Origin of the sequence: Burkholderia sp. Bp9004, from assembly GCF_003858025.1 — a bacterium.
GTDB classification, from domain to species: Bacteria; Pseudomonadota; Gammaproteobacteria; order Burkholderiales; family Burkholderiaceae; genus Burkholderia; species Burkholderia diffusa.
The window spans coordinates 1-20,642 of the sequence record NZ_QTQD01000021.1 but is presented as its reverse complement, the minus strand read 5'-3'; the positions used below and the strand labels follow the sequence as shown (position 1 = coordinate 20,642).

Sequence of the window (20,642 nt, the reverse complement as noted above, 5' to 3'; positions counted from 1 at the left end):
CGCCGCGAGCGACCGATGCCAGCCGCCTTATCTTGACACCCGATAATTTGATCAACGCAGCGCTCGTCGGCATCGACTTCGGCAAGACCGATTTCGAAGCCAGTCTCGAAGAACTCAGTCTTCTCGCCTCCAGTGCGGGGGCCCGTCCCGCCGTCACCCTCACGGGTCGTCGCGCCAGTCCCGATGCCAAGATGTTCATCGGCAGCGGCAAAGCCGAAGAATTGCGGCTTGCCTGCGAAGCGCACAACGTCGAAATCGTCATCTTCAACCACGCACTGGCACCGGCCCAGCAACGCAATCTGGAGCAGGCGCTTAACAGGCGGGTGGTCGATCGCACGAGCCTCATTCTCGATATCTTCGCGCAGCGTGCCCGCAGCCACGAAGGCAAGCTGCAGGTCGAGCTCGCGCAGTTGCAATACCTGTCGACCCGCCTGATTCGCGCGTGGACTCACCTGGAGCGGCAAAAGGGCGGTATCGGCCTGCGCGGCCCCGGTGAAACCCAGCTCGAAACCGACCGCCGGCTGATCGGCGAGCGCATCAAGATGCTGAAGTCGCGGCTCGACCGGTTGCGCCGGCAGCACAGCACGCAGCGTCGCCAGCGCGCGCGCAGCGGCACGATGTCGGTGTCGCTCGTCGGCTATACGAACGCGGGCAAGTCGACGCTGTTCAATGCGCTGACGAAAGCGCAGGCCTATGCGGCGGACCAGCTGTTCGCCACGCTCGATACGACGTCGCGGCGCGTGTACCTCGGCGACGAGGCAGGCCAGATCGTCGTGTCTGATACGGTGGGGTTCATTCGCGAACTGCCTCACCAACTGGTTGCCGCATTTCGCGCGACCCTTGAGGAAACGATCCACGCGGATCTGCTGCTGCACGTCGTCGACGCGTCGAGCGCGGTGCGGCTCGAACAGATCGAGCAGGTGAACGGCGTGCTGCACGAGATCGGTGCGGACACGATCCGGCAGGTGCTGGTGTTCAACAAGATCGACGCCGTGCCCGAGCTGGCGGCCCGCGGCGACGCGGTCGAGCGGGACGAGTATGGTAATATTTCGCGCGTCTTTTTGAGCGCACGCACCGGTCAGGGTCTTGATGCGTTGCGTGCCGCCATCGCCGAGATCGCCTCCGCGGAACACCTTTCCGGCGCGACGTTACCCAACGGCGCGCTCGACGGCGCACCCGCTGAACCGCACGAAGACCACACGATTTCCGAACACGGGCGCTAACCGGTCCCGGCCGGTTCGCTGGCGTCTAATCTGGTGAACAAACTCTGGTGAACGAATACAACGAGCGGAGTACCTGGCGGCGGATGCGCGCCTTGCTGTCAATCAACGATCCCCGCTGGGGACGCGGCGAAGGCAAGGGCAACGACGGATCCCGTCCGCGTGCGAACGAATCGAAGCGTCCGCCCGGTGGCGACGGTGACGGTCCGCCCGATCTCGACGAGATGTGGCGCAACTTCAACCGGCGTCTGAGCGGCCTGTTCGGCGGCAAGGGCGGCAACGGCTTCCGGCCCGACAATGGCCGGGCCGCGCGCGTCGGCGTTGGCATCGTGGTCGGCGTGCTGGTCGCGGTCTACGCAGGCAGCGGGCTGTTCGTCGTGCAGGAGGGCCAGACGGGCGTCGTGCTGCAGTTCGGCAAGCTGTCCGGCACGGTTGGCCAGGGCGTGCACTGGCGCGCACCGTATCCGTTCGCGTCGCACGAGATCGTCGACACATCGCAGGTCCGTTCGATCGAGATCGGCCGCAACAACGTCGTGCGTCTCGCGAACGTGAAGGAAGCGGCGATGCTGACGCGCGACGCCGACATCGTCGACGTGCGTTTCATCGTCCAGTACCGCATTCGTTCGGCAATCGACTACCTGTTCCGCAGCGTCGACCCGGAGCGCAGTGTGTCGCAGGCCGCCCAGGCCGCGGTGCGTGCGATCGTCGGCACGCGCAGCGCGGCCGACATGCTGAACCAGGATCGCGACGCGCTGCGCGAGCAATTGTCCGCCGCGATCCAGCGCGATCTCGATCGCTACCAGTCGGGCCTCGAGATCACGGCCGTCACGATGCAGAACGTCGCGGCACCCGAGCAGACACAGGCCGCATACGCCGAAGTCGCGAAGGCGCGCGAAGACCGCGAGGCCGCGAAGCGTGCGGCGCAGGCCTATGCGAACGACCTGCTGCCGAAGGCGCAGGGCGATGCCGCGAAACTCGCCGATGAAGCGAAGGCGTATGCCGATCGCGTGGTCACGCAAGCAGAAGGCGACGCCGACCGGTTCAAGCAGGTCTATGCACAGTATTCGAAAGCGCCCGCGGTGATCCGTGAGCGGATGTACCTCGAGACGATGCAGGAAATCTATTCGAACGCGACGAAAGTGTTCGTCGGCAACAAGGGTGGCAACAGCGTCGTGTATCTGCCGCTCGACAAGCTCGTCGAGCAGGGGCGACAAAACGTCGCGAATGCCGCGAATGCCACGAATGCCGCGACGCCGGCCGGTGCATCCGAGCCCGCCGCGGCGTCGGCCCCGGCTGCCGCTGCATCGAGCGCACCCGCGAGCGCGGCTTCGTCCGCGGCGGCGCCCGCACCGGGCAGCGACGTGCTGCGGTCGCGCGAAGCGTTCCGCAGCCGCTCGCGTGAAGACGATACGAAGTAACGGAGAGCGCAGAACATGAACCGAATCATTGCGCTCGTCGTCGCAATCGTGATCGCCGCCTTCGCGGCGTCGTCGACCGTCCTGACCGTCGACCCGCGCCACACTGCCGTGTTGTCGGGCCGCGACGGCGCGCAACCCGAACTCGCGGGTCCCGGCATTCATTTCAAGTTGCCGCCGCCGCTGCAGACGGCGACGCTGATCGACACGCGCCTGCAATCGCTCGAGTCGTCGGATCCGTTGCAACTGGCGACCGAAGACAAGCACGATCTGCTTGTCGCGTATGCGGTCAAGTACCGGATCAGCGATCCGATGAAGTATTTCACGGCGACGGGCGGCGACCCGGCGGCTGCCACCGAGCGTCTGGCCGGCGCGCTGAAGAGCGCACTCGGCGACGCGTTCGGCAAGCGCGCGCTCGACGACGCGCTCGGCGGCCAGCGCGACATTGCCAATGCGGTGCGCGAGGCGGTGCGCGCGAAGGCATCGGTCTTGGGCGTCGACGTGGTCGACGTGCAGTTGACGCGTGTCGACTTGCCGGCTGCGCAGACGGATGCCGTCTATCAGCGGATGATTGCCGCGCTGCGCGACCAGGCCGCACAGGTGCGTGCGGATAGCGCCGCCGATGTCGAGCAGATCAAGGCCGACGCGGAACGCGAACAGCAGGCGGTGCTCGCGAATGCGTACAAGTCCGCGCAGATGGTCAAGGGCGAGGGCGACGCGAAGGCCGCGTCGATCGCCGCCGAAGCGTTTGGCCGTGATCCGCAGTTCTATCAGTTTTATGCGAGCCTGCAGGCTTACCGGAATACCTTCAAGCGCAACGACATCATCGTCGTCGACCCCGACAGCGAGTTTTTCCGCTTCATGCGCAGCTCGACGGGCGGTGCCGCACCGGCGGCACCCGCTCCCCGCAAACACTGACCTTGGGGCGCCGCATCGAGTGGCGCCGTCGCTCGCATGGATCTGGCTGGCTCGTTGTTGCTCGCGGTAGCACTGATGCTGATTATCGAGGGGGCGTTCCCCTTCGTGTTTCCCGTCGCCTGGCGCGACACGTTTCGTAGAATAGCGGAGCGGCCGCCGCATCATATCCGGATCGGCGGGCTCATCGTGATGGCGCTCGGGCTCGTCCTGTTGCTGCTCGCCACCTGATCCGGACGGCGCACCCGCCGTTCGTTCCGCCCGATTTCCGATTTCCGATTCATCTCGCGGCGCGCGTGTCGCGCCCTGTTTCCTGTCGTAGGACCGTACCGATGTCGACCTGGTTACTTCCCGAGAATATCGCCGACGTACTGCCGTCGGAAGCGCGCAAGATCGAGGAGCTGCGCCGCAGGCTGCTCGATCGCTTCCGTTCGTACGGCTACGAAATGGTGATGCCGCCGCTGCTCGAATATCTCGAGTCGCTGCTGACGAGCGGCGGCGCCGACCTGCGCCTGCGCACCTTCAAGCTGGTCGATCAGCTGTCGGGCCGCACGCTCGGCCTGCGCGCGGACATCACGCCGCAGGTCGCGCGCATCGACGCGCACCTGCTGAACCGCCAGGGCGTGACGCGCCTCTGCTATGCGGGCCACGTGATGCATACGCGTCCGCGCGGCCTGCATGCGACGCGCGAACAGATCCAGATCGGCGCCGAAATCTACGGTCATGCCGGGCTGGAAGCCGATCTGGAGATCCAGCAGCTGATGCTCGACGCACTGCACCTCGCGGGGCTGTCGCGGATCCGTCTGGATCTGTGTCACGCGGGCGTGCTCGCGGCGCTGCTCGCACGCGACGCGCAGGCCGCCGAGCGCGGCGAGGCGCTGCACGACGCGCTGTCGGGCAAGGACGTGCCGCTGCTGAACGAACTCACCGACGATCTCGGCGCCGATACGCGCGCGGCGCTGCGGGCGCTGCCGCATCTGTACGGCGACGCGAGCGTGCTCGACGAGGCACGTGCACGCCTGCCGGTGCTGCCCGAGATCACGCGCGCACTCGACGATCTCGCGCAGCTCGCGGCGCAGGCGAAGGGCGTCGAGGTGGCGATCGATCTCGCCGACCTGCGTGGCTACGCGTACCACAGCGGCGCGATGTTTACGGCGTACATCGACGGCGTGCCGAACGCGATCGCGCGCGGCGGCCGTTACGACCACGTGGGCCAGGCCTACGGCCGCGCCCGCCCGGCGACGGGCTTCTCGCTCGACTTGCGCGAACTCGCGCGGATTTCGCCGATCGAGGCGCGAGGCACTGCAATTCTCGCGCCGTGGGCACAGGACGACGCGCTGAGCGCGGCCGTTGCGGCGCTGCGCGATGCGGGCGAGGTCGTGATCCAGGCGTTGCCGGGGCACGACCACGTGCTCGACGAGTTCGCGTGCGACCGTTCGCTCGTCGAGCGTAACGGCGCATGGGTGGTCGAACCCCGTTAAACAGGCGTTCGCGGGCCGTCGTTCGGCGTGCATATCGTTGAAGCGAAACGGAAAAATTCGGAATCGCCCGCGAACATAGGTAGAATACGTTTTTAACCAGCTAACGAATCAACATGTCTGCCAGCGCAGTGAACGTGACTCCCGGGCGCAATGTCGTCGTCGTGGGAACGCAATGGGGTGATGAAGGCAAGGGCAAGATCGTCGACTGGCTGACGGACCACGCTCAGGGCGTCGTGCGTTTCCAGGGCGGTCACAACGCCGGCCACACCCTCATCATCGGCGGCAAGAAAACCATCTTGCGCCTCATTCCGTCGGGCATCATGCGTGAAGGCGTCGCCTGCTACATCGGCAATGGCGTTGTCCTGTCCCCCGAGGCACTGTTCAAGGAAATCGGCGAGCTGGAAGAGGCCGGCGTGAACGTGCGCGATCGCCTGTTCATCTCCGAAGCCACGACGCTGATCCTGCCGTACCACATTGCGATCGACCAGGCGCGCGAGGCGCGTAAGGGTGCGGGCAAGATCGGTACGACCGGCCGCGGCATCGGCCCCGCGTACGAAGACAAGGTCGGCCGCCGCGCGCTGCGCGTGCAGGACCTGTTCGACGCAAAGACCTTCGCCGACCGCCTGCGCGAAAACCTCGATTTCCACAACTTCGTGCTGACCCAGTACCTGGGTGGCGCGGCCGTCGATTTCCAGGCCACGCTCGACACGATGCTCGGCTACGCCGATCGCCTGAAGCCGATGGTGGCCGACGTGTCGCGCCGCCTGTATGACGCGAACAACGCCGGTCAGAACCTGTTGTTCGAAGGCGCGCAAGGCACGCTGCTCGACATCGACCACGGCACCTATCCGTTCGTCACGTCGAGCAACTGCGTCGCGGGTGCGGCATCGGCCGGCGCTGGCGTCGGTCCGCAGAAGCTGAACTACATCCTCGGCATCACGAAGGCGTACTGCACGCGCGTCGGCTCGGGCCCGTTCCCGAGCGAGCTGTACGACGCGGACAACCCGCAGCGCCAGGACCAGGTCGGCGTTACGCTGGCGAACGTCGGCAAGGAATTCGGCTCGGTCACCGGCCGTCCGCGCCGCACCGGCTGGCTCGACGCGGCGGCGCTGCGCCGCTCGATCCAGATCAACGGCGTGTCGGGTCTGTGCATGACGAAGCTCGACGTGCTCGACGGCCTCGATGAAGTCAAGCTGTGCGTCGGCTACAAGATCGACGGCAAGGACGTGGACATCCTGCCGCGCGGTGCGGCCGATGTCGCGCGTTGCGAGCCCGTGTACGAAACGTTTGCCGGCTGGAAGGAAAGCACCGTCGGCATCAAGGCGTGGGACGCGCTGCCGGCGAATGCTCAGGCATACCTGGCCCGTGTCCAGGAAGTGGCCGGCGTGCCGGTCGACATGGTTTCGACGGGGCCGGATCGCGACGAGACGATCCTGCTTCGCCACCCGTTCAAGGTGTAATTCTCAGCATGACGCAGCAAATCACGATGACGGCGGCAGACTTGATGACCGATCCGCGCAACGACGACAAGAACCTGTGGGTGGGCTGGGACGAATACCATCGTCTGATCGAGCTGCTTGCGCTCCAGGTGCATGCATCGGGCTGGAAGTTCGATCAGATCCTGTGCCTCGCGCGCGGCGGTCTGCGCGTCGGCGACCAACTGTCGCGCATCTATGACGTCCCGCTCGCGATCCTCGCGACGAGTTCGTACCGCGAAGCGGCCGGCACCGAGCAGGGCGAGCTCGACATCGCGCAGTACATCACGATGACGCGTGGCAACCTCGAGGGCAACGTGCTGCTGGTCGACGATCTCGTCGATTCGGGCGTCACGCTCGCGCGCGTGCAGGAGCACCTGAAGGAGCGCTATCCGGCGGTCAAGGCCGTGCGCTCGGCGGTGCTCTGGTACAAGGGTTGCTCGAAGATCAAGCCTGACTATCACACGCAGTATCTGCCGACTAATCCGTGGATTCATCAGCCGTTCGAAGAGTGGGACACGGTTCGTCCGCATAATCTCGAGGCGTGGATCAAGCGTGGTCGTGCGCAGCGCGACGGCTCGGGCGCGTAAGTGTCCGGCTGATCGAAGGAAAGCCTTGTACGGCGCCGCTTGCGGCGCCGTTTTTCATTGCGGCGCCGGGCTGGTGGGTACCACAATCGGTCTTGACGGTAGGCAGACGGCGCGGCCCCGGCTATGATGGCAGCCCTGCCACAGCTCGCGCAGGATTGCATGCGCAGCGTGGATCACGTGGCTTCAGGGCAACAGGGCAGGACGGTTTTTCAGGGGGGCGCGAGTAGAATAGCGCTCGTTTTGTCCGAACCGGACCCGATTATTAAGCTTCATATGAACGACACGATCCAGGCGACCGACGCAGCCCATGCGCATTCGACGCACCAACACTCGATGCGGGCGCTTGCGATAGCGGCCATCGGCGTCGTGTTCGGCGACATCGGCACGAGCCCGCTGTATTCGCTGAAGGAGGCGTTCAGCCCCGCACACGGCATTCCGCTCACCGAAGGCTCGATTCTCGGGGTGATCTCGCTGCTGTTCTGGGCGATCATCCTGGTGGTCGGCATCAAGTATCTACTGTTCGTGATGCGGGCCGACAACAATGGCGAGGGCGGCGTGCTCGCGCTGATGGCGCTGTCGCTGCGGCCGCTCGACTCGAAAACCCGCGTCGCGGGCGCGCTGATGGCGCTCGGGATCTTCGGCGCGTGCATGTTCTACGGCGATGCCGTGATCACGCCGGCGATTTCCGTGATGTCGGCCGTCGAAGGTCTGGAGATCGCGACGCCGCACCTGTCCCATCTCGTGATGCCGATCACGATCGTGATCCTGATCGCGCTGTTCTGGATCCAGCGTCACGGTACCGCGATGGTCGGCAAGCTGTTCGGGCCGATCATGGTGCTGTGGTTCATCGCGATCGCGGCGCTCGGTGTGTATCACATCGCGCGCGTGCCGGGCATCATCGCGGCGATCAACCCGTATTACGCGGCGTCGTTCATGTCGGAGCATGTGCTGCAGGCTTATGTCGTGCTCGGTTCGGTCGTGCTGGTGCTGACCGGTGCGGAAGCGCTCTACGCGGACATGGGCCACTTCGGCGCGAAGCCGATTCGCCTCGCCGCATACGGGCTCGTGATGCCGTCGCTCGTGCTGAACTACTTCGGCCAGGGCGCGCTGCTGATCCAGAACCCGAAGGCGATCGAGAACCCGTTCTTCCTGCTGGCGCCGGAGTGGGCGCTGCTGCCGCTCGTCGTGCTGTCGACGGTTGCGACCGTGATCGCTTCGCAGGCCGTGATCTCGGGCGCGTATTCGTTGACGTCGCAGGCGATCCAGCTCGGCTACGTGCCGCGCATGAAGGTGCTGCATACGTCCGAGCTGGCGATCGGCCAGATCTACGTGCCGGTCGTGAACTGGCTGCTGCTGTTCGTGATCCTCTGCATCGTGATCGGCTTCAAGAGCTCCGACAACCTCGCCGCCGCGTACGGTATCGCGGTGACGGCGACGATGGTGATCACGACCGTGCTCGCGGCTGTCGTGATGGTGAAGGTATGGAACTGGAACCGGCTGCTCGTCGGCGCGATCATCGCGGTGTTCCTCGCGGTCGACCTCGGCTTTTTTGGCGCGAACCTGCTCAAGGTCGCGCAGGGCGGCTGGCTGCCGCTCGGCATTGGCGCGCTGCTGTTCTTCCTGCTGATGACCTGGTACAAGGGCCGCCACATCGTCAAGGAGCGTACGGCTGCCGACGGTATCCCGCTCGAGCCGTTCCTGCAGGGGCTGCTCGCGCATCCGCCGCACCGTGTGTCGGGTACGGCGATCTACCTGACCGGTAACGACAAGCTCGTGCCCGTCAGCCTGTTGCACAACCTGAAGCACAACAAGGTGCTGCACGAGCGGACCATTTTCCTGACGTTCGTCACGCGCGACATCCCGTACGTGCGCGATGACAAGCGCCTGAGTTCGCGCGACGCGGGCGGCGGTCTGTACATCGTCAAGGCCGAATACGGCTTCAACGAGACGCCGGACGTGAAGGCCGTGCTCGAGGAATTCGGCCGCACGCACGACATGACGTTCGAACTGATGGACACGTCGTTCTTCCTCGCGCGCGAAACGGTCGTGCCGACGCATCTGCCCGGCATGTCGATCTGGCGCGAACGCGTGTTCGCATGGATGCATCAGAACGCGGCGAAGCCGACCGACTTCTTCTCGATCCCGGCGAACCGCGTCGTCGAGCTCGGCACCAAGATCGAAATCTGATCGGCACGGGCCGCATATGCGGCCCATGCCGATCCGGCAACGTTTGCCGAAGCCATGAAAAAGCCCGCCTTCCGGCGGGCTTTTTTTGGTGCGTCGACAGCCTTCGCGTGTTCAGCGTTTCAGCTTCGCGAACGCCGCAGCCATCGCGCCGGCCGGTTCAGGCTCGCGCGAACGCTGCGGGCGCGCCGCGCCGCGGCCGGCATTGCCGCGATCCTGGCCGCCGCGCGGCGCCATGCCGGGCGCGGCCGCTTCGTCGTCGAGGCGCATCGTCAGCGAAATGCGCTGACGCTTTACGTCGACGTCGAGCACCTTGACCTTGACGACCTGGCCGGCCTTCACGACTTCGTGCGGATCCTTGATGAACTTCGTCGACATCGCGGACACGTGGACGAGGCCGTCCTGGTGCACGCCAACATCCACGAATGCGCCGAACGCCGCGACGTTCGTCACGACACCTTCAAGCAGCATGCCCGGCATCAGGTCAGACACCTTTTCGACGCCGTCACGGAACGTTGCGGTCTTGAATTCGGGGCGCGGGTCACGACCCGGTTTTTCGAGTTCGGACAGGATGTCGCGCACGGTCGGCAGGCCGAAACGTTCGTCAACGAATTCGGTCGGCGACAGGCCGGACAGCGCATCACGGCTGCCGAGCACGTCGTCGATCCGCTTGTTGATCTTCGCGAGGATCCGTTCGACGACCGGATAAGCCTCCGGGTGGACCGACGAGCGGTCGAGCGGATTCTCGCCGCCGTTGATGCGCAGGAAGCCGGCTGCCTGTTCGAAGGTCTTGTCGCCGAGGCGCGGCACCTTGCGCAGGTGATCGCGCGACGGGAACGGCCCGTTCGCATCGCGGTAGTCGACGATGTTGCGCGCGAGCGTGGCGTTCAGGCCCGAGACGCGTGCGAGCAGCGCGACCGACGCGGTGTTTGCGTCGACGCCGACCGCGTTCACGCAATCCTCGACCACCGCGTCGAGCGAGCGGGCGAGTTCGCGCTGGTTCACATCGTGCTGGTACTGGCCGACGCCGATCGCCTTCGGCTCGATCTTCACGAGCTCCGCGAGCGGGTCCTGCAGGCGGCGGGCGATCGACACGGCGCCGCGCAGCGACACGTCGAGTTCCGGGAATTCCTTTGCGGCCAGTTCGGACGCCGAGTAGACCGACGCGCCGGCTTCCGACACGACGATCTTCTGCAGCCGCAGTTCGGGGTGCTTCGCGATCAGCTCGCTCGCGAGCTTGTCGGTTTCACGGGACGCGGTGCCGTTGCCGATGCTGATCAGCTCGGCCTGCGTCTGCGCGGCGATGCGCGCGAGCTTCGCGAGCGAGCCGTCCCAGTCGCGCCGCGGCTCGTGCGGGTAGATCGTATCGGTCGCGAGCAGCTTGCCGGTGCGGTCGACCACGGCGACCTTCACGCCCGTGCGCAGGCCGGGGTCGAGACCGATCACGGCCTTCGGGCCGGCCGGCGCGGCCAGCAGCAGGTCCTTCAGGTTGCGGGCGAACACGCGGATTGCTTCGGCTTCCGCCGTTTCACGCAGTTGCGTGAGCAGTTCGTTCTCGATGTGCGGCTGCACCTTCACGCGCCAGCACCAGCGGCACACGTCGGACAGCCACTTGTCCGCCGGGCGGCTCTGGTTCGCGATCCCGAAATGGCGCGCGATCATCGCTTCGCCGGGATGCGGGATCTGCGCGTCGAGTTCCTCGCCGAGCCCGAGCTTGACGGTCAGCACGCCGGCATTGCGGCCGCGGAACAGTGCCAGCGCGCGATGCGACGGCACGGTGCGGATCGTTTCCGCGTAGTCGTAGTAGTCGCGGAACTTCTCGCCTTCCTCGTTTTCCTTGCCTTCGACGACCGCGGAGGACACGACGCCCTGGCTGTGCAGGTAGTCGCGCAGCTTGCCGAGCAGTTCGGCTGTTTCGCCGAATTGCTCGGACAGGATGTCGCGGGCGCCGTCGAGGGCGGCCTTCACGTCGGCGACGCCCTTGTCGGCATCGACGTACGCGGCGGCTTCCGTCTGCGGGTCGAGCAGCGGATTCGCGAGCAGCGCCTGCGCGAGCGGCTCGAGGCCGGCTTCGCGCGCGATCTGCGCACGCGTGCGGCGCTTCGGCTTGTACGGCAGATAAAGGTCTTCGAGCACCTGCTTGCTGTCGGCCGCGTCGATCGCGGCGCGCAGTTCGTCGGTCAGCTTGCCCTGTTCGTCGATGCTCGACAGGATCGCCGCGCGGCGATCCTCGAGCTCGCGCAGATACAGGAGGCGTTCCTCGAGCTGGCGCAGCTGCGTGTCGTCCAGGTTGCCGGTCACTTCCTTGCGGTACCGGGCAATGAACGGAACGGTCGAGCCTTCGTCGAGGAGTTGCACTGCCGCCGCGACCTGGCGCGGCTGGACGGACAGTTCGGTGGCGATGCGCTGTACGATCTTGAGTGCTACGGTTTCCGTCATGTCGTGGATGATCTGCCTGCTGAAATCGCGGCGCGGGCCGGCAGGCCGCGCGCCGCGGGCTGCAAGACGGGCCCGCCGGACCAGATGCCGCGGGTGAGTGAAGCGGGGCATTTTGCCATAAATGGCGGAGCGTCCAGCCGGGGGTGATAGAATTTGACACATGTCCCGCAGCTTTCCTACGACGTTGCCAACTTCCCGCATTTCTCTCGTCGCGCTCGGCGCAGCGCTCGCCGCGGCTTTGTCCGCCGGGTCTACCGTCGCGTACGCACAGGCATCGGGCGCCACCGCGCCGGACGCCGCAGTGGCCGCGCCCGTCGCCCCCTCCACCACGCAGGATTTTGACACCCGTCAAAAAGTGCTCAATCAACGTTCCGCGGAAAACGATTATCGTTATGCCGTGGCGGAGCACGATTGTTACAGCAAGTTCTTCGTCAATCACTGTCTCGGCAATGCGCGCGACCGGATGCGCGAGGAGCGGGCGAGCATCCGTCAGGAGCAGCTCGCGCTCGACGACGAACAGCGCGCGGTGCGGGCGCAGCAGCGCGACCAGCAGCAGGCGTTGAAGCAGGCGCAGAATGCGGCGGAAGCGCCGCAGCGCGCGGCGAACGATGCGGCGAACGCGGCTGCGTTCCGCGACAAGCAGGAGCAGAATGCGCTGAAGCAGGCGCAGCGCGGCGCCGAGGGCCCGCAGCGCGCCGCGAACAAGCAGGCATACGACCAGAAGCAGGCAGACTTCCAGCGCAAGCTCGACCAGGCGCGCCAGCAGGGCGCGCAGAAAGCGCAGGAGCGGGCGGACAACGCCGCGCGCTACGAGCAGAAGCAGAAGGAAGCCGCCCAGCACAAGGCCGATGTCGAGCGGCGTCAGCAGGAAGCGGCCAAGAAGGCCAAGCAGCAACAGCAGGGGCAGTAACGTGTTGGATTGATCCGGAGTCAGTCTCGTGCGTGCCGGCACGCCAGTCGGCGCGCTGCTTCGATGAGGAGGCGCATATGCAAAACCGTCCCACGGAACAGCAGCAGGAATTGCACAACCGTTTGGCTGCATTGCAGGAGCAGCACCAGCAGCTCGCTCGGGAGATCGAGCTGAAGGAAGGACACTCCGACATCGATGACATCACGCTGCACCGGCTGAAGAAGGAAAAGCTGGCGGCCAAGGACAAAATCATTTTGCTGCAATCGCAGCTGGAACCGGATAAGCGCGCCTGAGCGCGGCCTGGCAAGCGCCGGCGCCGCTCGGGCGCTGGACACAGGAACGCTTGCCTTGAATTCACCGCTTGATGCCAAACCCGATTCCCGGCGTGACGCGTCGTCCGCCGGGCGCGTTCGTGCGCCCGAAGGCACCTTCGAGCTGAGCCGCAAACGCGTCGACGAACTCGACACGATCTTCGGCGACGGCGGATTGCTCGCGCGTGCGCTCGACGGCTATCACCCGCGTCAGTCGCAGATCGAGATGGCGCGCGCGGTCGCGTCCGCGATGGAGGCGTCCGCGCGCCGGATGCCCGAGCCGGAGATCTTCGAGACCCGCAAGCGGCCGGCGCGCCGCCTCGGCGAAGGCGACAAGGCGGCCGAATCCGCCGCGGAGGGTGTTGCGCCCGAAGCCGACGGCGACGCTGGCGACAATACGCTGATCGTCGAGGCCGGCACCGGCACCGGCAAGACCTATGCGTACCTGGTGCCCGCGATGCTGTGGGGCGGCAAGGTGATCGTATCGACCGGCACGAAGCACCTGCAGGACCAGCTGTTCCAGCGCGACATCCCGACCGTGCGCAACGCACTCGCGGTGCCGGTGACGGTCGCGATGCTCAAGGGCCGCTCGAACTACCTGTGCCATTACTACCTGCAGCGCACGGCCGACAACGGTCGCTTGCCGTCGCGCCAGGATACCGCGTACCTGCAGGAAATCGTCCGGTTCGCCAAGGTCACGAAGAGCGGCGACAAGGCCGAACTCGCGAGCGTGCCGGAGACGGCACCGGTGTGGTCGATGGTCACGTCGACGCGCGACAACTGCCTCGGCCAGGAGTGCCCGCATTACAAGGAATGCTTCGTGATGCAGGCGCGCCGCGAGGCCCAGCAGGCGGACATCGTCGTCGTCAACCATCACCTGTTCTTCGCGGACATCATGCTGCGCGACACCGGGATGGCCGAGCTGCTGCCGAACGCGAACACGGTGATCTTTGACGAAGCGCACCAGTTGCCGGAGACGGCCACGCTGTTCTTCGGCGAGACGCTGTCGACCACGCAGATCCTCGAACTTGCGCGCGACACGGTCGCGGAAGGCCTGAGCCATGCGCGCGATGCGGTCGAGTGGGTGAAGCTCGGCGGCGATCTCGAACGTGCGGCGCGCGACCTGCGTCTCGCGTTCGCGAACGACCAGATCGTGCGCATGTCGCTCGCGCAACTGGGCGACGATCACCCGATGTTCGCCGCGCTCGACGCGCTCGAAGTGGCGCTCGATGCGCTTGCCTCGGCGCTCGCGAGCCAGGCCGAGCGGGCGGAGTCGCTCGGCGCGTGCCTGCGGCGCGCACGCGAGCTGCAGGACCTGCTCGCGGGCTGGGTTGCGCCCGGCGCGGCGGAAGCGGCCGCGAAGGCCGATGCCGCGGCAGCCGGCGACAAGGCGGCCACCGACGACCCGAACGAGAAGGTGCGCTGGGTCGAGGTGTTCGCGCATACCGTCCAGCTGCACGAGACGCCGCTGTCGGTCGCGCCGATTTTCGCGAAGCAGCGCGCCGGCGTGCCCCGCGCGTGGGTGTTCACGTCGGCGACGCTGTCGGTGCGCGGCGATTTCACGCACTACGCGGCCCAGATGGGCCTCAGCTCGCGGCGCTCGATGACCCTCGCAAGCCCGTTCGACTATCAGACGCAGGGCCTGCTGTATGTGCCGCGCAACCTGCCGCAGCCGTCGTCGCCGGCGTTTACCGATGCCGTGTTCGATGCCGCGTTGCCGGCGATCGAGGCATCGGGCGGCGGCGTCTTCATGCTGTGCACGACGCTGCGCGCGGTCGACCGGATCGCGTCGAAGCTGCGCGACGTGATCGAGTCGCGCGGCTGGAACACGCCGCTGCTGGTGCAAGGCGATGCCAGCCGTACCGAACTGCTCGATCGTTTCCGTTCGTACGGCAATGCGATCCTCGTCGGCAGCCAGAGCTTCTGGGAAGGCGTCGACGTGCGCGGCGACGCGCTGTCGCTCGTTGTGATCGACAAGCTGCCGTTCGCGCCGCCTGACGATCCGGTGCTGGCCGCGCGGCTCGACGCGCTGACCAAGAAGGGCTTGAGCCCGTTCGCGGTTCACCAGCTGCCTCAGGCCGTGATCACGCTGAAGCAGGGCGCAGGCCGGCTGATTCGCGCGGAGACGGATCGCGGCGTGCTGATGATCTGCGACACGCGGCTCGTCGACAAGCCTTACGGTCGACGGATCTGGCAGAGCCTGCCGCCGTTCAAGCGCACCCGCGAGATCGCAGTCGTGCAGGACTTCTTCGACGAACATCGCGCGGCAAAGCGCGCGTGATCGCGCTGCTGCCTGCTGCGGGCGGCACCAACAAAAAACCCGGCTCGATGGCCGGGTTTTTTGTTGGTGCTCGGGCGTCGCTCAGAACTGCCACCACGACTTCTTCGTGCCGGGGCGCGAATGGCCGGTGATGTACGGGCTGTCCGGGAAGGTCCCCGCGAGCACGCGCTTCGTGTCTTCCGCGAGTTCCGGCTGGTTCAGCTTGCCGTACGACAGGATCATGATGTGCAGCGCGTCCTCGATCGCCGGCGCGCCCTTGTAGTCCTTGATCGCGAGCTGCGCGCGGTTGATCGCCGCGACATAGGCGCCACGCCGATAGTAGTAGTCGGCCGCGTGCACCTCGTGCGAGGCGAGCGCGTTGACGATGTAGCGCATCCGGGCGGCGGCGTCGGGTGCGTACTTGCTCTTCGGGTAGCGGTCGACGACGACCTTGAACGCGTCGTACGATTCGCGCAGTGCCTGCGGATCGCGCTCGCTCATGTCCTGGCCGGAGAAGCGGCCGAACAGGCCGAGATCGTCGTTGAAGTGGATCATCCCCTTCAGGTAGTACGCGTACGGGATATCCGGGTGATCCGGATGCAGCTGGATGAAGCGGTCGACGGCCTGGTCGGCGGCTGCCGCTTCGTTGTCCTTCCAGTTGCAGTACGCGACGTTGATCTGCGCCTGTTGCGCGAAATGGCCGAACGGATCGCGACCTTGCAGCGATTCGAAATATTTCGCGCACTTGCCCCAGTCGCCGCCGGACAGTGCGTCCTGGGCCTCTGAGTATAATTTGTTGTTCGACCAGGTAGCCGTCTCGTCCTGCTTCTGCGGCAAGCCGTGGCAGCCGGCGATGAGGGCCGCGGCCGCTACCGCCGCAGCTCGGGCGGCGACGGTTTTGGCCGTACGTTTGGTCGAATTCATCATGCTCGCATGTCCTAGCTTCAAGTCTCGGTGACCCAGTCTAAATGACCCGTTCAAGTTCGCAGAATGCCCCGCAGGGCAAGTCAAATCGCGAAGATTATAGCCCAAGCGATCGGCCCGCCGACGCTGCGTCGGGGGATTCCCCCGATGACGATCTGGCTGCAGGCGCGATGCAGCCGCCTGTCGTGCCGTCCGCGGCGGTCGACGAGGCCCCGCGCGTCGTCGAAGTGCCGCTGTCGCTCGCGGGTGAGCGCCTCGATAAAGCGCTTGCCCAACTGTTCCCCGAATTCTCCCGCAGCCGCTTGCAGAGCTGGATCGAGGCACAGCGCGTGCTGGTCGACGGCGCGCCGGCGAAGATCCGCCAGCCGGTGCCGCTCGGCGCAAGGATCGAGCTCGTGCCCGACCTGCTGCCGGAGCAGCTGGCGTTCACGCCGGAGCCGGTGCCGCTCGACGTGATCTACGAGGACGACGCGCTCGTCGTCATCAACAAGCCGGCGGGCGTCGTCGTCCATCCGGCTGCCGGCAACTGGAGCGGCACGATCCTCAACGGCCTGCTGCACCGCTACGGCGACGCGGCGGCCGGCCTGCCGCGCGCGGGCATCGTGCACCGGCTCGACAAGGAGACGTCCGGCCTGATGGTGGTTGCGCGCACACTCGCCGCGCAGACCGACCTCGTGCGCCAGCTGCAGGCGCGTACCGTGAAGCGCCGCTATTTCGCGCTCGTATGGGGCATGATGCCCGAAGACGGCACGATCGACGCGCCGATCGGCCGCGATCCGCGCGAGCGCACGCGCATGGCCGTCGTCACCGGCGCGTCGGGCAAGCCCGCGCGCACGCATTTCCGTACGGTTGACACATGCATGTGGCAACGTCAGCCGGTGTCCGCGATCCAGTGCGATCTCGAAACCGGCCGTACGCACCAGATCCGCGTGCACTGCGCGCATGTCGGGCATCCGCTGCTCGGCGATCCGGTGTACGGGCGCGCGCGCGGCAAGCGCTCGGTCGCGCCGCTGCCGGGCGGGTTCGCGCGGCAGGCGCTGCACGCCTGGCGGCTCGGCCTCGTGCATCCGGTCACGGGCAAGACGATGCAGTGGCGTTGTCCGTTGCCGGACGACATGAACGCGCTCGTCGCGGCGCTGGGCTTCGGGCAGGGCGACGAGGAATTCGACGATGAAGATGGTGTCTACGACGATGACGATTTCGCCGGCGAATATCAGGATCACGACGACGATTACGACGATGAGGAGGAGTGAGTGCCGATGACGAACCTGGCGCCGTTGACGTGGCAGGACTGCATGCGGCCCGACTGGCAGGTGGCGCCGCGCGTGCGTGCGCTGATCACGACGCGCGACGGCGGCGTGAGCGAGGGCCCGTACGGGCGCTGGCAGGACGGCGCCGCGTTGCCGGGCGGGATGAATCTCGGCCAGCATACCGGTGACGATCCGACCCATGTCGCCGCGAATCGCGCGCGCTTGCTCGCGCTGGCGGGACAGTCGCGAGCGGCATGGCTCGAACAGGTTCACGGCGCGCGGATCGTGCGTGCGGACGAAGTGATCGAGGCCGCGCCGGGTGCCGAGGCGCCCGTGCGGGCCGATGCGAGCGTGACGGACCGCGCGGGCGCGGTCTGTGTCGTGATGGTCGCCGATTGCCTGCCGGTGCTGTTGTGCGACGCGCGGGGCCGGGCGGTGGGTGCCGCGCATGCTGGCTGGCGCGGGCTCGCGGCCGGCATCGTCGAGCAGACCGCGGCCGGCGTCGCGGCACTCGCCGGCGGCGCGACGGATGATCTCCATGCGTATCTCGGGCCCGCGATCGGCCCGCGGGCGTTCGAGGTCGGCGCAGACGTGCGCGAGGCGTTTCTCGACACGGCTCCGCAGTCGGAGCATGATGAGACGCGTCAAGCGTTCGTCGTGATCGACGGCGCGCCCGGCAAGTACCTCGCCGACCTCTACGCGCTTGCGCGCCTGCGCCTCGCGCGCGCAGGCGTGACGCACGTGAGCGGCGGGACCGCCTGCACGGTCACCGAACACGCGCGCTTCTATTCGTACCGGCGCGACCGCGTGACCGGCCGCATGGCGGCGGCGATCTGGCTGGCCGATTGACTGCTGACCGCGCACGTGCGCGCGCGGCTTGGCTTGTTGCGCTGCGAAATCGGTTATTGCGATATTGGCGCGGCAATGCGGCGTTGCATGGACAATCGAATGAATAATCGCGAAGTCAAGTCAATCAAAATGTTTTATGTTTCGCCGGAAGCCTTGTCCAGCTTGTTTCGCGCGGATTATCTCCGAGCAGAAATGCTCGGTGGTTTGACGCAGTGCTTCACATGGGGAAAACGATAATGATAAAAATACCGCACTGCGGCAGAATCTGGAGACGCCTCTCCAGAGCATGACGGCCCGGCTCGCAGCCGGCACGCCGCGCGCGAGCAGGATTTCACGATTGACGCTCACGAATCACCGGTAAGGCAGGTAATGACAGCATCGAAAAATTCGTCGACGTCCGCTCAAGCGGGCACTTTCGCGGGCAGCACCGGATTCGACCAGGCTACCCAGCCGATGCAGCAGATGTTCGAGGCATGGCTGAACGCCTGGCGCGGTTTCGCCGATCCGGCGCGCGCTGCAACGGCGGCGACCACGGCGAATCCGTTCGCCGCATTCCAGTTCCCGACATCCGTTCCGTTCCAGATGCCGTCGATGCCCGATCTGGGCGCCTTCGGCGGCCTGGCTTCGCCGTTCGCGGGATTGAAGCTGCCCGTGGCCGCGATCCCGCCGGAACGGCTCCAGAAGCTGCAGGCCGATTATGCGCGCGACTGCGTGACGCTGATGCAGCAGGCCGCCGCCGCGAAGCTCGAGTCGCCAGAACTGAGGGACCGCCGCTTCAGCGCGGATGCCTGGAAGGCGTCGCCCGCGCATGCGTTCGCGGCTGCGTGGTATCTGCTCAACGCGCGCTACCTGCAGGAACTGGCCGACGCGCTCGAGACCGATCCGAAGACGCGCGAACGCATCCGTTTCTCCGTCCAGCAATGGACCGCCGCAGCCGCGCCGAGCAACTTCCTGGCGCTCAATCCCGATGCACAGAAGTCGATCCTCGAGACGCAGGGCGAAAGCCTGCGGCAGGGGATGATGAACCTGCTCGGTGACATGCAGCGCGGCAAAATTTCGCAGACCGACGAATCGCAATTCGTGGTCGGCAAGAACCTCGGGTGTACCGAAGGCGCGGTCGTCTACGAGAACGACCTGATCCAGCTGATCCAGTACGCGCCGAAGACGGACAAGGTGTTCGAGCGGCCGCTCCTGATCGTGCCGCCGTGCATCAACAAGTTCTACATCCTCGACCTGCAGCCCGAGAATTCGCTCGTCGCGCATGCGCTGTCGAACGGCCATCAGGTGTTCCTCGTGTCGTGGCGCAACGCCGATGCGTCGGTCGCGCACAAGACGTGGGACGACTACATGAACGAAGGGCTGCTCGCGGCGATCGACGCCGTGCAGCAGATCAGCGGCCGCGAGCAGATCAACACGCTTGGCTTCTGCGTCGGCGGCACGATGCTCGCGACCGCGCTGTCGGTGCTCGCCGCGCGCGGCGAACATCCGGCCGCGTCGATGACGCTGCTGACCGCGATGCTCGATTTCACCGACACCGGCATCCTCGACGTGTTCGTCGACGAGGCGCACGTGCAGATGCGCGAGCAGACCATCGGCGGCAAGAACGGCGCGGCGCCGGGGTTGATGCGCGGCGTCGAGTTCGCGAACACGTTCTCGTTCCTGCGGCCGAACGACCTCGTCTGGAACTACGTCGTCGACAACTACCTGAAGGGCCGCACGCCCGCCGCGTTCGACCTGCTGTACTGGAACAGCGACTCGACGAGCCTGCCGGGCCCGATGTACGCGTGGTACCTGCGCAATACCTATCTCGAGAACAAGCTTCGCGTGCCGGGCGCGCTGACCGTGTGCGGCGAATCCGTCGACCTGTCGCGCATCGACGTGCCGACCTTCATCTACGGGTCGCGCGAGGATCACATCGTGCCGTGGCAGACGGCTTACGCATCGACGTCGATCCTGACGGGTCCGCTGAAGTTCGTGCTCGGCGCGTCGGGCCACATCGCGGGCGTGATCAATCCGCCGGCGAAGAAGAAGCGCAGCTACTGGGTCAACGACAACGATCTGCCCGGATCCGCGGACGACTGGTTTGCCGGTGCGACCGAGCAGCCGGGCAGCTGGTGGACGACCTGGGTCGAGTGGCTCGACCAGTACGGCGGCCGCAAGGTGGCGCCGCCCGCCAAGGCCGGTTCCGCGCAGTTCCCGGTGATCGAGCCGGCGCCGGGCCGCTACGTGTTGCAGCGCGATTGACGAAAGACGGACAGCGGCGCACGCTGTCCGGTGCACCGCAGTTTTTTAACAGGGCCGGTAGCGATGCGCCGCGTCGTGCGGGCCTGGAGGAAAGGGAAATGACGGACGTAGTGATCGTATCGGCCGCGCGGACCGCGGTCGGCAAATTCGGCGGTTCGCTCGCGAAGATCGCGGC

The 20,642-nt window shown here is 66.3% G+C and carries 17 protein-coding genes; 14 read left to right on the top strand and 3 right to left on the bottom strand.

The annotated features are described in order from the left end of the window. The first annotated feature begins 47 nt into the window (after nucleotides 1-47). The 8 genes from hflX to DIE08_RS21920 all read left to right on the top strand — a co-directional run bounded on the left by hflX (nucleotide 48) and on the right by DIE08_RS21920 (nucleotide 9,283). Nucleotides 48-1,223, top strand: coding sequence for a GTPase HflX (gene hflX, locus DIE08_RS21960; protein ID WP_185633731.1), 1,176 nt, complete (start codon nucleotides 48-50; stop codon nucleotides 1,221-1,223). A 47-nt stretch (nucleotides 1,224-1,270) separates the two neighbouring features. Further along, a complete protein-coding gene (gene hflK, locus DIE08_RS21955; protein ID WP_124903551.1) occupies nucleotides 1,271-2,638 on the top strand; it encodes an FtsH protease activity modulator HflK in 1,368 nt (455 codons plus the stop codon). 15 nt (nucleotides 2,639-2,653) lie between these two features. Beyond that, nucleotides 2,654-3,553 (top strand): protease modulator HflC, encoded by a 900-nt coding sequence (gene hflC, locus DIE08_RS21950; protein WP_124903549.1) that lies wholly within the window; start codon nucleotides 2,654-2,656, stop codon nucleotides 3,551-3,553. Between the two features lie 36 nt (nucleotides 3,554-3,589). Beyond that, complete coding sequence (locus DIE08_RS21945) at nucleotides 3,590-3,781, top strand: DUF2065 domain-containing protein (RefSeq protein ID WP_009687995.1); 192 nt, start codon at nucleotides 3,590-3,592, stop codon at nucleotides 3,779-3,781. Nucleotides 3,782-3,882: 101 nt separating this feature from the next. Then, nucleotides 3,883-5,031, top strand: coding sequence for an ATP phosphoribosyltransferase regulatory subunit (locus DIE08_RS21940; protein WP_059604400.1), 1,149 nt, complete (start codon nucleotides 3,883-3,885; stop codon nucleotides 5,029-5,031). Between the two features lie 113 nt (nucleotides 5,032-5,144). After that, nucleotides 5,145-6,491 (top strand): adenylosuccinate synthase, encoded by a 1,347-nt coding sequence (locus DIE08_RS21935; protein ID WP_124903547.1) that lies wholly within the window; start codon nucleotides 5,145-5,147, stop codon nucleotides 6,489-6,491. An 8-nt stretch (nucleotides 6,492-6,499) separates the two neighbouring features. After that, complete coding sequence (locus DIE08_RS21930) at nucleotides 6,500-7,096, top strand: phosphoribosyltransferase (RefSeq protein ID WP_059604405.1); 597 nt, start codon at nucleotides 6,500-6,502, stop codon at nucleotides 7,094-7,096. Between the two features lie 273 nt (nucleotides 7,097-7,369). Further along, on the top strand, nucleotides 7,370-9,283 hold the full coding sequence (locus DIE08_RS21920) for a potassium transporter Kup (RefSeq protein ID WP_124622663.1): 1,914 nt from the start codon (nucleotides 7,370-7,372) through the stop codon (nucleotides 9,281-9,283). A 111-nt stretch (nucleotides 9,284-9,394) separates the two neighbouring features. Here DIE08_RS21920 and DIE08_RS21915 read toward each other — a convergent pair whose 3' ends face one another. Then, on the bottom strand, nucleotides 9,395-11,719 hold the full coding sequence (locus DIE08_RS21915) for a Tex family protein (protein ID WP_124622665.1): 2,325 nt from the start codon (nucleotides 11,717-11,719) through the stop codon (nucleotides 9,395-9,397). 160 nt (nucleotides 11,720-11,879) lie between these two features. Between DIE08_RS21915 and DIE08_RS21910 the strand changes: the two genes are divergently transcribed. The 3 genes from DIE08_RS21910 to DIE08_RS21900 all read left to right on the top strand — a co-directional run bounded on the left by DIE08_RS21910 (nucleotide 11,880) and on the right by DIE08_RS21900 (nucleotide 15,221). Beyond that, the gene (locus DIE08_RS21910) at nucleotides 11,880-12,629 is read left to right on the top strand and encodes a hypothetical protein (RefSeq protein WP_124903545.1); all 750 of its coding nucleotides are present in this window, start codon (nucleotides 11,880-11,882) and stop codon (nucleotides 12,627-12,629) included. 77 nt (nucleotides 12,630-12,706) lie between these two features. Then, nucleotides 12,707-12,922, top strand: a complete 216-nt coding sequence (locus DIE08_RS21905) for a YdcH family protein (protein WP_006755091.1) — start codon at nucleotides 12,707-12,709, stop codon at nucleotides 12,920-12,922. Between the two features lie 55 nt (nucleotides 12,923-12,977). Then, a complete protein-coding gene (locus DIE08_RS21900) occupies nucleotides 12,978-15,221 on the top strand; it encodes an ATP-dependent DNA helicase (protein WP_124903543.1) in 2,244 nt (747 codons plus the stop codon). 81 nt (nucleotides 15,222-15,302) lie between these two features. Here DIE08_RS21900 and DIE08_RS21895 read toward each other — a convergent pair whose 3' ends face one another. After that, a complete protein-coding gene (locus DIE08_RS21895) occupies nucleotides 15,303-16,127 on the bottom strand; it encodes an outer membrane protein assembly factor BamD (protein WP_059604424.1) in 825 nt (274 codons plus the stop codon). 41 nt (nucleotides 16,128-16,168) lie between these two features. Here DIE08_RS21895 and DIE08_RS21890 point away from each other — a divergent pair, with 41 nt between their 5' ends. The 3 genes from DIE08_RS21890 to phaC all read left to right on the top strand — a co-directional run bounded on the left by DIE08_RS21890 (nucleotide 16,169) and on the right by phaC (nucleotide 20,467). Further along, nucleotides 16,169-17,377, top strand: coding sequence for an RluA family pseudouridine synthase (locus tag DIE08_RS21890; RefSeq protein WP_059604426.1), 1,209 nt, complete (start codon nucleotides 16,169-16,171; stop codon nucleotides 17,375-17,377). A gap of 6 nt (nucleotides 17,378-17,383) precedes the next feature. Continuing rightward, nucleotides 17,384-18,223 carry a peptidoglycan editing factor PgeF gene (gene pgeF, locus DIE08_RS21885; protein ID WP_124903541.1) on the top strand — a complete coding sequence of 280 codons (840 nt, stop codon included), beginning with the start codon at nucleotides 17,384-17,386 and terminating at the stop codon, nucleotides 18,221-18,223. Between the two features lie 369 nt (nucleotides 18,224-18,592). Then, nucleotides 18,593-20,467: a class I poly(R)-hydroxyalkanoic acid synthase gene (phaC, locus tag DIE08_RS21880; RefSeq protein ID WP_124903539.1), complete on the top strand. Its 1,875-nt coding sequence runs from the start codon at nucleotides 18,593-18,595 to the stop codon at nucleotides 20,465-20,467. Here the strand turns inward: phaC and DIE08_RS35925 are convergent. Then, a partial coding sequence (locus tag DIE08_RS35925; protein ID WP_221622451.1) for a hypothetical protein occupies nucleotides 20,446-20,642 on the bottom strand: 197 nt, incomplete at its 5' end. The two genes, phaC and DIE08_RS35925, sit on opposite strands and share 22 nt — an antisense overlap.

Coding starts and splice junctions, on each gene's coding strand:
- DIE08_RS21935 (WP_124903547.1), top strand. CDS start 5,145: ATGTCTGCCAGCGCAGTGAACGTGACTCCCGGGCGCAATGTCGTCGTC.
- DIE08_RS21915 (WP_124622665.1), bottom strand. CDS start 11,719: ATGACGGAAACCGTAGCACTCAAGATCGTACAGCGCATCGCCACCGAA.
- DIE08_RS21940 (WP_059604400.1), top strand. CDS start 3,883: ATGTCGACCTGGTTACTTCCCGAGAATATCGCCGACGTACTGCCGTCG.
- DIE08_RS21930 (WP_059604405.1), top strand. CDS start 6,500: ATGACGCAGCAAATCACGATGACGGCGGCAGACTTGATGACCGATCCG.
- DIE08_RS21910 (WP_124903545.1), top strand. CDS start 11,880: ATGTCCCGCAGCTTTCCTACGACGTTGCCAACTTCCCGCATTTCTCTC.
- DIE08_RS21895 (WP_059604424.1), bottom strand. CDS start 16,127: ATGATGAATTCGACCAAACGTACGGCCAAAACCGTCGCCGCCCGAGCT.
- pgeF (WP_124903541.1), top strand. CDS start 17,384: ATGACGAACCTGGCGCCGTTGACGTGGCAGGACTGCATGCGGCCCGAC.
- DIE08_RS21890 (WP_059604426.1), top strand. CDS start 16,169: ATGACCCGTTCAAGTTCGCAGAATGCCCCGCAGGGCAAGTCAAATCGC.
- hflC (WP_124903549.1), top strand. CDS start 2,654: ATGAACCGAATCATTGCGCTCGTCGTCGCAATCGTGATCGCCGCCTTC.
- phaC (WP_124903539.1), top strand. CDS start 18,593: ATGACAGCATCGAAAAATTCGTCGACGTCCGCTCAAGCGGGCACTTTC.
- DIE08_RS21945 (WP_009687995.1), top strand. CDS start 3,590: ATGGATCTGGCTGGCTCGTTGTTGCTCGCGGTAGCACTGATGCTGATT.
- DIE08_RS21905 (WP_006755091.1), top strand. CDS start 12,707: ATGCAAAACCGTCCCACGGAACAGCAGCAGGAATTGCACAACCGTTTG.
- DIE08_RS21920 (WP_124622663.1), top strand. CDS start 7,370: ATGAACGACACGATCCAGGCGACCGACGCAGCCCATGCGCATTCGACG.